At 64.4% G+C, this 14,455-nt stretch carries 14 protein-coding genes; 9 read left to right on the plus strand and 5 right to left on the minus strand.

The features are described 5' to 3' along the window. Positions 1–2: 2 nt before the first annotated feature. From uvrC to LH407_RS00445, 9 genes are all read left to right on the plus strand, one after another. Positions 3–1,877, plus strand: a complete 1,875-nt coding sequence (gene uvrC, locus LH407_RS00405; RefSeq protein WP_322133262.1) for an excinuclease ABC subunit UvrC — start codon at positions 3–5, stop codon at positions 1,875–1,877. A 10-nt stretch (positions 1,878–1,887) separates the two neighbouring features. After that, positions 1,888–2,763 (plus strand): RNase adapter RapZ, encoded by an 876-nt coding sequence (gene rapZ, locus LH407_RS00410; RefSeq protein ID WP_322133261.1) that lies wholly within the window; start codon positions 1,888–1,890, stop codon positions 2,761–2,763. A 36-nt stretch (positions 2,764–2,799) separates the two neighbouring features. Continuing rightward, complete coding sequence (whiA, locus tag LH407_RS00415; protein ID WP_322133260.1) at positions 2,800–3,780, plus strand: DNA-binding protein WhiA; 981 nt, start codon at positions 2,800–2,802, stop codon at positions 3,778–3,780. A gap of 111 nt (positions 3,781–3,891) precedes the next feature. Then, complete coding sequence (locus LH407_RS00420) at positions 3,892–4,518, plus strand: superoxide dismutase (protein WP_322133259.1); 627 nt, start codon at positions 3,892–3,894, stop codon at positions 4,516–4,518. Between the two features lie 97 nt (positions 4,519–4,615). Further along, a complete protein-coding gene (gap, locus tag LH407_RS00425; RefSeq protein WP_322133258.1) occupies positions 4,616–5,623 on the plus strand; it encodes a type I glyceraldehyde-3-phosphate dehydrogenase in 1,008 nt (335 codons plus the stop codon). 24 nt (positions 5,624–5,647) lie between these two features. Next, positions 5,648–6,862, plus strand: a complete 1,215-nt coding sequence (locus tag LH407_RS00430; protein WP_322133257.1) for a phosphoglycerate kinase — start codon at positions 5,648–5,650, stop codon at positions 6,860–6,862. Beyond that, on the plus strand, positions 6,853–7,647 hold the full coding sequence (gene tpiA / locus LH407_RS00435; RefSeq protein WP_322133256.1) for a triose-phosphate isomerase: 795 nt from the start codon (positions 6,853–6,855) through the stop codon (positions 7,645–7,647). Before LH407_RS00430 ends, tpiA begins: the two co-directional genes overlap by 10 nt. Positions 7,648–7,697: 50 nt before the next feature. Continuing rightward, the gene (gene secG / locus LH407_RS00440) at positions 7,698–7,943 is read left to right on the plus strand and encodes a preprotein translocase subunit SecG (protein ID WP_322133255.1); all 246 of its coding nucleotides are present in this window, start codon (positions 7,698–7,700) and stop codon (positions 7,941–7,943) included. A gap of 30 nt (positions 7,944–7,973) precedes the next feature. Further along, positions 7,974–8,333 carry an RNA polymerase-binding protein RbpA gene (locus LH407_RS00445; protein WP_322133254.1) on the plus strand — a complete coding sequence of 120 codons (360 nt, stop codon included), beginning with the start codon at positions 7,974–7,976 and terminating at the stop codon, positions 8,331–8,333. 99 nt (positions 8,334–8,432) lie between these two features. Here LH407_RS00445 and pgl read toward each other — a convergent pair whose 3' ends face one another. Genes pgl through tal form a run of 5 tightly spaced genes read right to left on the minus strand, consistent with a single transcriptional unit; the run spans position 8,433 to position 14,431 of the window. Then, positions 8,433–9,224, minus strand: coding sequence for a 6-phosphogluconolactonase (gene pgl, locus LH407_RS00450; protein WP_322133253.1), 792 nt, complete (start codon positions 9,222–9,224; stop codon positions 8,433–8,435). Next, positions 9,224–10,168: a glucose-6-phosphate dehydrogenase assembly protein OpcA gene (locus tag LH407_RS00455; protein WP_322133252.1), complete on the minus strand. Its 945-nt coding sequence runs from the start codon at positions 10,166–10,168 to the stop codon at positions 9,224–9,226. The genes pgl and LH407_RS00455 overlap by 1 nt, the downstream gene beginning before the upstream one ends. Beyond that, on the minus strand, positions 10,165–11,706 hold the full coding sequence (gene zwf / locus LH407_RS00460) for a glucose-6-phosphate dehydrogenase (protein ID WP_322133251.1): 1,542 nt from the start codon (positions 11,704–11,706) through the stop codon (positions 10,165–10,167). The genes LH407_RS00455 and zwf overlap by 4 nt, the downstream gene beginning before the upstream one ends. 17 nt (positions 11,707–11,723) lie before the next feature. Next, positions 11,724–13,322 (minus strand): glucose-6-phosphate isomerase, encoded by a 1,599-nt coding sequence (locus LH407_RS00465; protein ID WP_322133250.1) that lies wholly within the window; start codon positions 13,320–13,322, stop codon positions 11,724–11,726. Beyond that, complete coding sequence (tal, locus tag LH407_RS00470; RefSeq protein ID WP_322133249.1) at positions 13,319–14,431, minus strand: transaldolase; 1,113 nt, start codon at positions 14,429–14,431, stop codon at positions 13,319–13,321. The genes LH407_RS00465 and tal overlap by 4 nt, the downstream gene beginning before the upstream one ends. Between the last annotated feature and the right edge of the window lie 24 nt (positions 14,432–14,455).

A 14,455-nucleotide genomic window follows, 5' to 3' on the forward strand; every position in this document is an offset into this window, starting at 1 on the left:
CCATGGCCTCCGACCTGCCCTGGCGACCGCGGGCTGGTGACATCCCGCAGCAACCGGGTGTCTATCGATTCCGGGACGCGACCTCTCGTGTGCTCTATGTCGGCAAGGCGCGGAACCTGCGTGCTCGCCTCAGCAACTACTTCGCTCCACTGGCAACACTCCACGACCGCACCCGTCGAATGGTACAGACGGCCGCATCCGTGGAGTGGACGGTCGTGGGGAGTGACTTCGAAGCTCTTCAACTCGAGTACACGTGGATCAAGGAGTTCGATCCGCCGTTCAACGTCCAGTACAAGGACGACAAGTCCTACCCGTACTTGACGATCACGCTGGGTGATCCGGTCCCGCGCGTGCTCGTCACGCGCCGGCGGGGCATCCCGAATGCGCGCTATTTCGGCCCGTACTCGCGAGCGTGGGCGGTGCGAGACACGGTCGACGTGCTTCTCAAGGCATTCCCCATGCGGAGTTGCTCGGATGCCACGTACAAACGTGCGCAGCAGACCGGGAGACCGTGTCTCCTCGGCGATATCGGCAAGTGCGCAGCGCCATGTGTCGGGCGTGTCACCCTGGAAGAGCACAAGTCGATCGCACTCGACTTCGCGTCGTTTATGAGCGGCAACGATCGGGGATTCGTTACGGCGCTGACGAAAAAGATGCGCGAGTCCTCCGATCGTCAGGATTACGAGTCGGCCGCGCGGTATCGCGATCAACTCGCGGCCATCGAATCGGTTCTGGAGAAGAACTCGGTGGTGTTGTCCGAGGATGTCGACGCCGATCTTTTCGGTATCGCCCATGACGAGCTCGCAGCCGCTGTTCAGCAGTTCATTGTGCGCGGTGGGCGCATCCGCGGTGTGCGCGGATGGGTTGTCGACAAGGAGCTCGACATTGGACTCTCCGAGCTCGTGGAGTCCGTCCTGCAGAACGCCTACGACGACTCCGAGCCACCTCGCACGGTCTACGTGCCCGTTCTGCCCGATGACGCCCCCGAGCTGGAGCAATGGCTGGGTGAGAGGCGTACTCCGAGCGGCCGCGTCGAGCTCCGTGTCGCGCAACGCGGGGAGAAAGCGGCGTTGGCACAGACGGTCGCCACGAACGCCACCAATGCCCTGGTGTTGTACAAGTCGCGCCGTTCCGCCGATTTTGTCGCCCGGTCCGAGGCCCTCAGTCACATCCAGGACGCCTTGCGGATGGACGCGGCACCGTTGCGCATGGAGTGCTTCGACGTATCCCACTTGTCTGGCACGGGAATCGTCGCGTCGATGGTCGTCTTCGAGGACGGTCTGCCACGCAAGGACCAGTACCGAAAGTTCAGCATCCCCGAATCGACGGATGACACGGACTCGATCTACCAGGTGCTCTCCCGTCGACTCGCTTACCTGGGCCGCCCGGAGTCAACGGAGGACGATGAGACCGCGGCCCCCAAGCGCCGCAAGTTCGCCTATCGGCCTCAACTGCTCATCGTCGACGGTGGTGCACCCCAGGTCGCGGCGGCGCAGCGCGCTCTGGACGATGCGGGCATCACCGACATCCAGCTGTGCGGAATCGCCAAACGCCTGGAGGAACTCTGGGTTCCGGGGGACGACTTCCCCGTCATCCTTCCGCGAAATAGCGATGCGCTGTTCCTCATTCAACGAATCCGAGATGAGGCGCACCGTTTCGCAATCTCGTACCAGCGCACAACCCGTAAGAAGGGCATCCAATCCGTGCTCGCCGAGATTCCGGGGTTGGGGGAGTCGCGAGTGAAACTCCTACTCAAGCAGTTCGGTTCGGTGAGCAAGCTCAAGCAGGCAAGCGTCGAGGAGATCGTCGCCGTGAAGGGGATTGGCCCGAGCCTCGCGGCGGCAATCCACGAACGACTTGGCGAATCGCGACGGTAGGCTGGTGTCGATGACCGAAGCGCAACCCTCTCAGGAAATGCTGGTGGTGACCGGCATGTCGGGAGCGGGACGCTCGACGGTGGGTAATGCACTCGAGGATCTCGGCTGGTATGTCGTCGACAACCTCCCGCCTCAGATGCTCATCCCGCTTCTCGAACTGGCGACTCACGCCGGTACAACGCTCCCGCGCATCGCTGCGGTGGTCGATGTTCGCGGAGGCAAGCTCTTCTCCGACGTCGAGGCCGCCATTGAGGAGCTCCGCAGCCGGACTTCACTGCGCGTGCTGTTTCTCGACGCAACAGATCAGGCGCTCGTTCGCCGTTTCGAGCAAGTGCGCAGGCCACACCCGCTTCAGGGTGACGGCACCCTTCTCGACGGTATCGAGGCCGAGCGGGCTCGGATGACGACGATTCGCGAATCGAGCGACATCGTCATGGACACCTCCGACCTCAACATTCATCAACTGGCGACGCGCGTAGCCGAGCGCTTCTCGGAGGATGACACGGCCGGGGTCCGCGTGACGGTCATGAGTTTCGGTTTCAAGTACGGTCTGCCAACCGACTCCGACCTCGTCGCGGATGCCCGCTTCCTCCCTAACCCGTTTTGGGTTCCCGAACTCGCCCCTCTCACTGGTCAAGATCCTGCCGTGCGCGACTACGTGCTCGGACAACCGGGGGCCAGCGAGTTTGTCACGAGCTACGCCGCCGCACTGGCGCCCGTGCTCGCCGGCTATCAGCGTGAGAATAAACGACACGCTACGATCGCCATTGGATGCACGGGGGGCAAGCACCGTTCGGTTGCCGTCGCAGAAGCCCTCGCATCGCAGCTGCGGACTCTCCCCGGCGTTGCGGTGAACGTCAAACATCGCGATCTGGGCCGCGAATAGCCGGCGAACGCCGCACAGCAGAAGTTAGGAGCATTCGTGGGACTCACCGCCGACGTTAAAGAAGAACTGGCCATGGTCAACACGGGCAAAACCACGTTGCGCGCTGCCGAGCTTGCCACGATCCTCCGGTTCTCCGGGGGGCTGCACATGATCTCGGGTCGAATCGCGATCGAGTCGGAGTTGGATTCGGAGCGTGTTGCCAAACGAGTGCGTCGGGATATCGCTGAACTCTATGGCGTGCGTGCCGAGGGTCAGTTGGTTCCCGCATCCGGCACCCGACGTACGAGTCACTACCTGATCCGCGTGATTGACGGCGGTGAGACCCTCGCTCGGCAGACGGGGCTTCTCGATGCACGTCGGCGACCGATTCGTGGATTGCCCAATCGCCTGACGACGGGCAACCCAGAGGAGATGGGCGCCCTGTGGCGCGGGGCGTTCCTCGCTGCGGGAGCTCTCACCGATCCTGGACGCACGTCTGCTCTCGAGGTCACGTGCCCCGGCAACGAGGCCGCGATGGCCCTCGTCGGTGCAGCAGGACGCCTCGGAATCGCTGCCAAGGCCCGCGAGGTACGAGGTGTGTACAAGGTCGTCATCCGCGACGGTGACGCGATCGCCCAGATGCTCTCCATCATGGGTGCGAAGGAGACGGTCGCCGCGTGGAGCGAGTTGCGTCAGCGCCGCGAGGTCAGAGCGACCGCCAACCGTCTCGTGAACTTCGACGACGCGAACCTCCGTCGCTCCGCTCAGGCGGCTGTCGCGGCGTGCGCGCGGGTTGAGCGCGCGCTGGAGATCCTGGGCGACGAGGTGCCCGACCATCTTCGCTATGCGGGCGAGCTCCGACTCCGCTTCCGCGATTCCAGCCTCGATGAACTCGGTCACCACGCCGATCCGCCGATGACGAAGGATGCCGTCGCCGGTCGCATCCGCCGTCTCCTGGCCATGGCGGACAAGCGAGCGATCGATGAGGGTGTCCCCGGAACCGACGCAAACCTTCCGCCCGAGTTCGAGGACGCGTGAGCGGTACGTCACACCACGCGGATGCTGCGCAGCGCGTGACTACACTGGAAACACACCCCCGGTCCCGCTCGATCGCGGTGCTGTACGGGGATCATTCGCTAGGAGAACACGATGGCTGAATACACCCTTCCCGAACTTCCCTACGACTACTCCGCTCTTGCGCCGAGCATCAGTGCGGAGATCATGGAGTTGCATCACAGCAAGCACCACCAGGCCTATGTCACCGGCGCAAACGCCGCCCTGGCTGGCCTCGCTGCTGCCCGTGACGCTGGCGACCTGGCGAACGTCAACAAACTCGAGAAGGATTTGGCCTTCAACCTCGGTGGCCACGTGAACCACTCGATCTTCTGGACCAACATGTCGCCCGACGGTGGCGACAAGCCCACGGGCGATCTTGAGAGTGCGATCGACGACACCTTCGGTTCGTTCGACAAGTTCACCGCTCATTTCACCGCCGCCGCGATGGGTGTACAGGGTTCCGGCTGGGCGGCCCTCATGTGGGATTCGATCGGCAAGAACCTCATCATCAACCAGTTCTTCGACCAGCAGGCGAACTTTGCCGCCGGTACCGTGCCGCTTCTCCTCCTCGACGTTTGGGAGCACGCGTACTACCTCGACTACAAGAACGTTCGCGCCGACTACGTGAAGGCCTTCTGGAACATCGCCAACTGGGCCAACGTGCAGGAGCGCTTCTCGGTCGCGCGTGAAAAGACCGACGGCCTGCTGGTACTGTCGTAGCGGCATTGAGGCCGGGGGAGACCCCGGCCCTGTTTCATCCATCCCCCCACAGCCATGTCCAGCGTCACGTGACGCATGAGCAGTAATCGGAGCCATAGTGACCGTCAAGATCGGTATCAACGGATTCGGCCGCATCGGCCGCAACTTCTTCCGCGCCGCCCTCGCCAAGGGCAGCGACGTGGAGATCGTCGCGGTGAATGACCTGACCGACAACAAGACGCTTGCGCACCTGCTCAAGTACGACTCGATCACCGGTCGACTCGACGCCACCGTCGACTACGACGGCGAGCAGATCGTCGTGAACGGCAAGGCCATCAAGGTCTTCGAGGAGCGCGACCCCGCCAACCTCCCCTGGGGAGAGCTGGGTGTTGACATCGTGATCGAGTCGACCGGTCGTTTCACCAAGTCCGAGGATGCTGCGAAGCACATCGCCGCCGGCGCCAAGAAGGTCATCGTCTCGGCACCCGCTACCGGTTCCGACGTCGCAACGCTCGTGCTCGGTGTGAACGAAGACACCTACGACCCCGCAGTCCACAACATCATCTCGAACGCGTCGTGCACCACGAACTGCCTTGCGCCGCTCGCCAAGGTGTTCATGGAGAACTTCGGTATCGAGCGCGGTCTCATGACGACGGTTCACGCGTACACGGCCGACCAGAACCTTCAGGATGGTCCGCACAGCGACCTTCGCCGTGCGCGCGCGGCCGCGGCCAACATCATCCCGACCTCCACGGGTGCCGCCAAGGCACTTGGCCTCGTTCTGCCCGAGCTTGTCGGCAAGCTCGACGGCTACGCGCTTCGCGTTCCGGTCATCACCGGTTCGATCACCGACCTGACCGTCACCGCCTCGCGCTCCGTGACCGTTGAAGAGATCAACGCCGCGTACAAGGCTGCAGCCGAGGGGCCGCTCAAGGGGATCCTCAAGTACACCGAGGACGAGATCGTGTCGTCCGACATCGTGGGTGACCCGCACTCGTCGATCTTCGACGCCGGCCTCACCAAGGTGATCGGCGACCAGGTCAAGGTTGCCTCGTGGTACGACAACGAGTGGGGCTACTCGAACCGTCTCGTTGACATCACCGAGTACGTCGGCGCGCGCCTCTAAGCCCGCTCCCCGCACTCCGTCACCATGGCCATTCGAACCCTCGATCAGCTTGGCGACCTTCGCGGCAAGCGTGTCATCGTCCGCTGTGATCTGAACGTCCCCCTGAAGGACGGCCAGATCACGGACGATGGCCGCGTGCGCGCGTCGGTGCCGACGCTCACCGCACTCCTGGAAGCAGGGGCAACTGTCGTCGTGATCTCGCACCTCGGTCGTCCCGATGGTGCCCCGGACCCGAAGTACAGCCTCGCGCCGGTAGCGGTCCGCCTCTCGGAGTTGCTCGGTCGCGACGTCGCGTTCGCCACCGACACCGTGGGTGATTCCGCTCGTGGAGTAGTGGCCGAGCTCGGCGGGGGAGGCATCGCACTTCTCGAGAACCTCCGCTTCAACCCGGAGGAGACCTCGAAGGATGCCGAGGTTCGTGCAGGATTCGCCCGCCAGCTCGCCGAGTTCGCCGACGTTTTCGTCTCCGACGGATTCGGAGTGGTACACCGTAAGCAGGCAAGTGTCTACGAGCTTGCGGAGGCCCTGCCGAGCGCCGCCGGCCTGCTCATCGAGCAGGAGCTCGGTGTGCTCGAACGGCTGACGGTGGACCCGAAGCGCCCTTACACGGTGGTTCTCGGCGGTTCGAAGGTGAGCGACAAGCTCAGCGTCATCGATGCCCTTCTTCCGAAAGTCGACACGCTGCTCGTGGGTGGAGGCATGCTCTTCACCTTCCTTGTCGCACAGGGCCACAAGGTCGCGGCGAGCCTCCTCGAGGAGGACCAGGTCGATACGGTCAAGGAATACCTGCGTCGGGCCGACGAACTCGGCGTGACCATCGTGCTGCCGACCGACATTGTGGTGGCGTCGAAGTTCGGCGCGGACGCAGAACACGTCGTCACAGCAGCGGACGCGATCGAACTCACTCCGTTCGGTGCCTCGGGCCTCGGCCTGGACATCGGCCCCGAGTCAAGCGCGCGCTTCGCCTCGGAGATCGGACGCTCCGCGACGGTGTTCTGGAACGGCCCCATGGGAGTTTTCGAGCTCGCGCCATTCGCGTCGGGAACCCGCACGGTCGCCCAGGCGCTTGCCGACTTCGACGGCTTCGGAGTTGTCGGCGGGGGAGATTCTGCCGCCGCCGTGCGTGCGCTGGGGTTCGAGGACTCGCAGTTCGGCCATATTTCCACCGGTGGTGGCGCCAGCCTCGAGTTCCTCGAGGGAAAACGACTCCCAGGACTCGAGGTACTCGGATGGCAGTGAAAAGGGTCCCGCTCATCGCGGGCAACTGGAAGATGAACTTCGACCACGAGCAGGCGATCGCCTTCGTGCAGAAGCTCGCGTGGACGCTCAAGGACGCAAACCACGACTACGATGAGAAGGGCTCGGAGGTCGCGGTCTTCCCACCCTTCACCGATCTTCGCCCGGTTCAGAATCTGATCTGGTCCGACAAACTGGAGCTCGTCTACGGGGCACAGGACCTGTCAGAGCACGACTCCGGTGCGTACACGGGTGAGATCTCGGGTCAGTTCCTTTCCGCCCTGCACTGCACGTACGTTCTCGTCGGGCACTCCGAGCGTCGCACGATGCACAACGAGACGGATGAGATCCTCGCCCGCAAGGTCGCTGCGGCGCTGCGGCACGGTCTCGTCCCGGTACTGTGCGTCGGGGAGACGGCAGACGATCTCGAACAGCACGGTCCGAGCGCCGTGCCGGTGGCCCAGTTGCGGGCGGCTCTCGCCGATGTGACCGGCACACCTGACCTCGTCATCGCCTACGAACCCGTGTGGGCTATCGGCTCCGGTCTGGCTGCCACACCCGAACAAGCCGAGCAGGTTGCTTCGGCGCTGCGTTCGACGCTTGCCGAGTTGCTGGGTCAGGAGGTGGCGGATGCCACGCGCATCCTGTACGGCGGGTCGGTGAAGTCGAGCAACATCGCGTCGCTCATGCGCGAGCCGAACATCGACGGTGCACTCGTGGGAGGCGCAAGCCTTGATGTCACAGAGTTCGCGAGCATCGCACGCTTCCAGAAGCATGTCGGAACCTGACCGATACACCTCCCGCTATACTTACTGAGGCTTTCGAAAGGTTCTTCAACGTGGAAATTCTCCAGGTCGTGCTGCAGGTCATCCTCGGCATCACATCCCTCCTCCTTACTCTTCTGATCCTGCTGCACCGCGGTCGTGGTGGCGGGCTCTCGGACATGTTCGGTGGTGGGGTCACGTCGAACCTCGGCGCGTCCGGTGTTGCCGAGCGCAACCTGAATCGAATCACGGTTCTGCTGGCCGTCGTGTGGATCATCTGCATCGTCGTTCTCGGCCTCATCACACGTTTCAGCGGCTAATCGCTCGCTCGAGCACACTCAGGGAGAGTCATGGCATCAGGCGGTAGCGCAATTCGCGGCTCGCGCGTCGGCGCGGGCCCCATGGGCGAACAGGATCGCGGATTTCACGCGGATCGAATCGCCGTGTCGTATTGGGACGAACTCGGCAACGAGACCGTCCGGTACTTTGCCGCGAATCTCCCGGATGAGGAGATTCCCGAGGTGATCGATTCGCCGTCGACGGGCCTTCCCGCCGGCCGCGACAAAGCCAATCCGCCGTCGGTCACCAAGCTCGAGCCCTACAAGACCCACCTCGCGTACGTGAAGGAACGCCGCACCGAAGAAGAGGCGGCACAGCTCCTCGATGAGGCGCTCCAGCAGTTGCGCGAACGTCGCGGCACCGCGAGCTGATCACGAACCGAGCTGATCACGGCCCGAGCTGACCACGCACTGCGTCGACGCTGACGCGGTAGTGATCACGCGGTAGCGCGACCGTCAACGGCGGCGTTTCTACTCGTCGGCGCCCGTCCAGAACTGGCCGGGATCGATAAGGTTCTCAGGAACCTCGGCAGCGGCATCCCCGTCGACAAAAAAGAGAGTGCGTCGACGGCCTTCGACACCGGCAGCCGGAACCTCATCGATACTGGCGTCCGCGAGGGTGAGTCCCAGCGCCGATGCCTTATCGCTGCCGGCGACAACTGCCCACACTCGAGCGGACGAGTTGATCACCGGAAGCGTCAGACTGAGTCGCTCGGGCGGAGGCTTGGGGGAGTTGCGCACCGCGATGACGGTTTCCTCCGTCACCCGGATGCCGGGATGCCCGGGGAACAGCGACGCGATGTGACCGTCGGGACCCATACCGAGGAAGGTGATGTCGAAGTGGGGGAGGGAGGCGTTACGCGGGGCCGCCGCGACGAGCTCATCGGCGTAGGATCGTGCCGCAGCGTCGAGGTCGAGCCCTTCATCCGAGCTGGGGAACGCGTGCACCCTCCGGGGGTCCAGCGGAACGTGGTCCAGGAGCGCCTCACGCGCCTGCTTCTCGTTGCGCTCGTCGTCTGCTTTCGGCAACCATCGTTCGTCGCCCCACCAGACATTGACGCGCGACCAGTCGATGCTGTCCCGGTCAGGGGAGCTGTTGATCGCCGCAAGCGCGGCGATGCCCATCGAGCCACCTGTGAGAACAACCGTCGCCTCATCGAACTCTTCGATGAGGTCGCGGACCTTACGCACGAACCGAGCGGCGACCGCGGCAGCCAACGTTTCTTTGTCGGCGTGGACGAGGACGCGGCGCTCGGGTGACATTAGTGGGCCTTTCCTGCAGTGCTCAGTTCTGGAACGCCGTGCTGGATCACGTCGCCGTAGAGGTCATCGGGGTCTAGCCGGCGAAGCTCCTCAGCCAGACAATCACGCATGCTGCGACGCGGCAAGGAGATGTCGTGAACGGGCTGGGCCGGCTGAACGAGCTGCGCGATCGTCGGGTCGAGCCGCGAGAGGGTGATCACGCCGCTGTCGCGCGTGAGGGCGACCGATTCGATGCCCGTAGCTCCGTGGCTCGGTCCCGAAACCACCAACTCGACGGGAACCTCGAGCGCGTGCTGCAGCCAGGCGGCGAGCAGCGCGGTCGAGGGGGAGTCGGATGCGCCATGGACCTCGACGGCCGTTACGGTGTCGTATGGCGGCTGGTCGAGAACCGCTGCGAGCTGTGCGCGCCACAGGGTAAGCCGTGTCCAGGCGAAATCCGTGTCGCCCGGCTGGTAGCTGCTGGAGAGCCGAGAGAGGGTGGCAAGCGGGTCCGGGCTGGAGGCCGCATCGGTGATGCGACGCTGGGCGATCCGTCCGAGCGCGGACTGGGAGACATTCTCCGGTGCAGTGCCGGGCCACCATGCCACGACGGGCGCGTCGGGCAGGAGCAGACCCGTCACGAGACTCTCCTCATCGCCCGAGGCATCGCCATACGCACGCACGACGATGACCTCGCTCGCGCCAGCGTCACCGCCGACTCGAATCTGGGCGTCAACCCGGGAGTCACTGGAGTCAGTGGCATCCGACGACACAACGATGACACGCATGGGGTGCTCGCGCGAAGCATCGTTCGCGGCCTCGATGGCATCTTCCTCCTCGCCGAGGCGCGTGGAGATGACGAGGGTGAGCACGCGGCCGAGGGCGACGGCGCCACCCTCCTCACGGATCTTGACGAGAGTCTTCGAGATCTGGCTTGTGGTCGTGTTGGGCAGATCGACGATCATGGGCGTCTCCAGGTACGGCCGTCACGGGCCATGAGTGCGTCAGCGGATGCGGGGCCCCACGTACCGGGACGGTACTGCTCGGGCTGACCCTGGGTCGCCCAGTACTCCTCGATCGGGTCGAGGATCTTCCAGCTGAGTTCCACCTCCTCGTGACGGGGGAAGAGCGGCGGGTCACCGAGCAGCACATCGAGAATGAGTCGCTCGTACGCTTCGGGGCTCGACTCGGTGAAGGCATGGCCGTAACCGAAGTCCATCGTCACGTCGCGCACCTGCATCCCGGCACCGGGAACCTTGGATCCAAATCGGATCGTCACGCCCTCGTCGGGCTGGACGCGGATGACAAGGGCGTTCTGACCGAGGGCCGCCGTCTGGCTCGCCTCGAACAAGTACTGGGGGGCGCGCTTGAAGACCACGGCGATCTCGGTGACGCGACGTCCCAGTCGCTTTCCCGTGCGAACGTAGAACGGCACACCAGCCCAGCGACGAGTGTCGATGTCGAGGCGCATGGCCGCGTAGGTCTCGGTCGTCGACAGCGGGTTCATTCCGTCTTCATCGAGGAATCCGATGACCTTCTCGCCGCCAGCCCACCCACCGGAATACTGACCACGTGCCGTGTGCTTGCCAAGGTCCTTGGGCAGACGGACAGCGGAGAGCACCTTCTCCTTCTCGGCGCGGAGATCCGCGGCATCGAAGGACACCGGCTCCTCCATCGCGGTGAGGGCAAGAAGCTGCAGCAAGTGGTTCTGGATGACATCGCGTGCCGCGCCAATACCGTCGTAGTAGCCGGCACGTCCACCGACACCGACGTCCTCGGCCATAGTGATCTGCACGTGATCGACGTAGTTCGCGTTCCAGATGGGTTCGTAGAGCTGGTTGGCGAAGCGCAGAGCGAGGATGTTCTGCACCGTCTCTTTACCGAGGTAGTGGTCGATCCTGAACACGCTGTCCGGAGGGAAGACCGACTCGACCACGGCGTTCAGCTCGCGTGCCGTCTGCAGGTCGCTGCCGAACGGCTTCTCGATGACAACACGGCGCCACTGCCCGTCCTTCGGCTCGGCAAGACCAGAATTGCGGAGTTGCTCGGTGACCTGGGGGAACGACTTCGGTGGGATCGACAGGTAGAAGGCGTGGTTTCCCATCGTCCCGCGGTCACGGTCGAGTTCCTCGATCGTGGCCTTGAGGCGCGAGAACGCGGCGTCATCGTCGAACTCACCCTGAACGAACCGGATGCCGGTAGCAAGCTGCTTCCAGACATCCTCGTCGAAGGGGGTACGGGCGTACTGCTTGACCGCGTCGTGGACGACCTCGGCGAAGTCCTGGTCTTCCCAGTCGCGCCGCGCGAAACCGACGAGCGCGAAACCCGGGGGCAGGAGTCCCCGGTTGGCGAGGTCGTAGACCGCGGGCATGAGCTTCTTACGCGAGAGGTCTCCCGTCACGCCGAAGATGATCAGGCCACTCGGACCCGCAATGCGGTTCAGGCGACGGTCACTGGGCAGGCGTAGCGGGTTGAATCCGGCGGTGATAGGCACGGGTGTCATGGAGCTCGAATCGATAGTTATGCGGGCGTACCGAGGATGACCGGGATCGAGTCGGCGCCGGCACGGAGTGTCAGGCTCAGGACCGGACGACCGTGGTCGGCGAGCACACTCGCGTCACCGGCGGCCTGAGCGCGGATGAGTTCACCGAACGTGAACGGACGATCCGGAATCTGCAGGTCCTCGTCCTCAACGGTCGTTATCTGGAGGAACACGCCGACCGCGGGGCCACCCTTGTGGAACTGTCCCGTCGAGTGGAGGAATCGAGGTCCCCACCCGAACGTGACAGGGCGTCCGCAGCGGGCAGCAATCGCATCGCGAAGTTCCGCCAATTGCGGGTACTCGAGGCGGTCGACGTAGGCCTGAATGGAGACGTAGCCGTCGCTCGGAATGAGAGCGAGAAGAGCATCCACCGCGCTGCTCACGGTCGACACGCCGCTCACGACGTCGCTCGTACCGCGAACCTCCACGGTGTCGTCGACGAACGCGGGTGCCGGCGTCTCCGACGGGTTGTCGATGAGGGCACGAGTGGCGACCTTGGCGGATTCGACGTCCGGCTGGTCGAACGGGTTGATACCGAGAAGTCGCCCGGCAACTGCAGTCGCGTACTCCCAGGTCATGAGCTGGGCGCCGAGGGTGCCCGTGATCTCGATCTCACCTTCAGCGACGTGCTTCGTGTCTTCCCAGTCGCCAACGAGGCGAATGATCTGCACGTCGGGAAGACCCGCGGTGATCTCGGGGGAGTTGACGTCGAGCACAACCGGCAGGATGCCCGTGCCGAGCTTGCCCGTCGACTCGGCGAGCAACTGCTCCGCCCAGTCACCGAAGCCCACGATGTGTGTGCCGTCCGCGACGATACCGAGCTTGTCCTTGAGCGGCTTCGTGCCAGCGATGGCGGCGCCGAGGACGAGTCCCGGGTTGGTGGTCGTGTCGACGGCGAGGTCGAGAAGCATGGCCTCTGCCTCGTCGAGCAGTTCGGAGATGTCCACGCCGGCAAGGCCCGACGGAACGAGCCCGAATGCGGTGAGCGCCGAGTAACGGCCGCCGACGTTCGGGTCTGCGTTGAATACGCGATACCCGGCCTGTCGTGCCGAAGTGTCAAGCGGCGACCCGGGGTCGGTGACGATGACGATGCGCTCGAGCGGGTCGATACCGGCGTCGGTGAAGTACTTCTCGTAGATGCGCTTCTGGCTGTCGGTTTCGACAGTAGAACCGGACTTGGAGGAGATCACCACGGCGGTGGTCGAGAGGCGGTCACCGAGTGCCGACAGCACCTGACCAGGGTCCGTCGAATCCAGCACCGTCAATTCCACGCCGTACGTCTGCGTGATGACCTCGGGAGCGAGGGACGAACCGCCCATGCCGCCGAGCACGATGTGGTTGACACCGGACGCGCGAAGCTTGTCACGCAGTGCGACGATGTCCTCAACGAGCGGACGTGAGATGGAGACGGCTTCGACCCAGCCGAGGCGCTTCGATGCCTCGTCCTCGGCGTCCGGTCCCCAGAGTGTCGCGTCGCCGCTGGTGATGCGACTCGCGACGAGATCGCTCACCAGCTGCGGGACTACCCGGTCGACGGCCTCAGCGGCCGCGCCCGAGAGCGCGATCTTCACGCTCACCGTGCCGCCTCGAGGGCGGCGGTGACGGTGTCGAGCAGTTCGTTCCACGAGACGATGAACTTTTCAACACCCTCCTTCTCCAGGAGCGCGGTGACCTCGTCGTAGGAGACACCGAGGGCGGCAAGGTCATCGAGAACCTTCTGTGCGGCGTCGTACGAGCCGGTGACAGCGTCTCCGGTGATCTCGCCGTGGTCAAAAGTTGCCTCGAGGGTCTTCTCCGGCATGGTGTTGACCGTCTCGGCCACCGCGAGCTCCGTCACGTACAGCGTGTCGGGGAGGCTCGGGTCCTTTACGCCGGTGGAGGCCCACAGCGGACGCTGCTTGTTGGCGCCAGCGTCGAGCAGTGCCTTGGCGCGATCCGTGGCGAAGGCCTCTTCGTACAGGCGGTACGCAAGCTGCGCGTTGGCGACGCCGGCCTTGCTCTTGAGGGCAATCGCCTCGTCGGTGCCGATCGCGTCGAGGCGCTTGTCGATCTCGGTGTCAACACGCGACACGAAGAACGAAGCGACCGAGTGGATCGTCGAGAGGTCGATGCCGTCGGCCTTCGCCTTCTCAAGACCCGCGAGGTACGCCTCGATCACGGCGCGGTAGCGCTCGAGGCTGAAGATGAGCGTGACGTTGACGCTGATGCCCGCGCCGATCACGGCCGTGATCGCCTCGAGGCCCTCGACGGTTGCGGGGATCTTGATCATGGCGTTCGGGCGGTCGACCTTGGCCCACAGCTGCTGCGCCTGCTCGATCGTGCCTGCTGCGTCGTGCGCAAGGCCCGGCTCGACCTCAATCGACACGCGGCCGTCGAAGCCCTTGGTCGAGTCGTAGATGCCGCGGAAGATGTCGCTCGCATTGGCGACGTCATCCGTCGTGATCTCGAAAACGGCCTCGGTGACCGACTTGCCCTCGGCCGCGAGTGCCGCGACCTGCTCGTCGTAGGTCGTTCCCTTCGCGAGGGCGCTCGCGAAAATCGTCGGGTTGGTCGTGACGCCGACAACGTTGCGGTCGGCGATCAGCTTCTCCAGTCCACCGGACTGGATGCGGTCGCGAGAGAGGTCGTCGAGCCAAATGCTCACGCCGAGTGCGGAGAGTGCTGCGGTGGGGGTTTCGGTGCTCATGGGTGTTCTGTGTTCTTTCTTGTC

The sequence above is a fragment of the Antiquaquibacter oligotrophicus genome (assembly GCF_020535405.1).
Taxonomy (GTDB): Bacteria; Actinomycetota; Actinomycetes; order Actinomycetales; family Microbacteriaceae; genus Rhodoglobus; species Rhodoglobus oligotrophicus.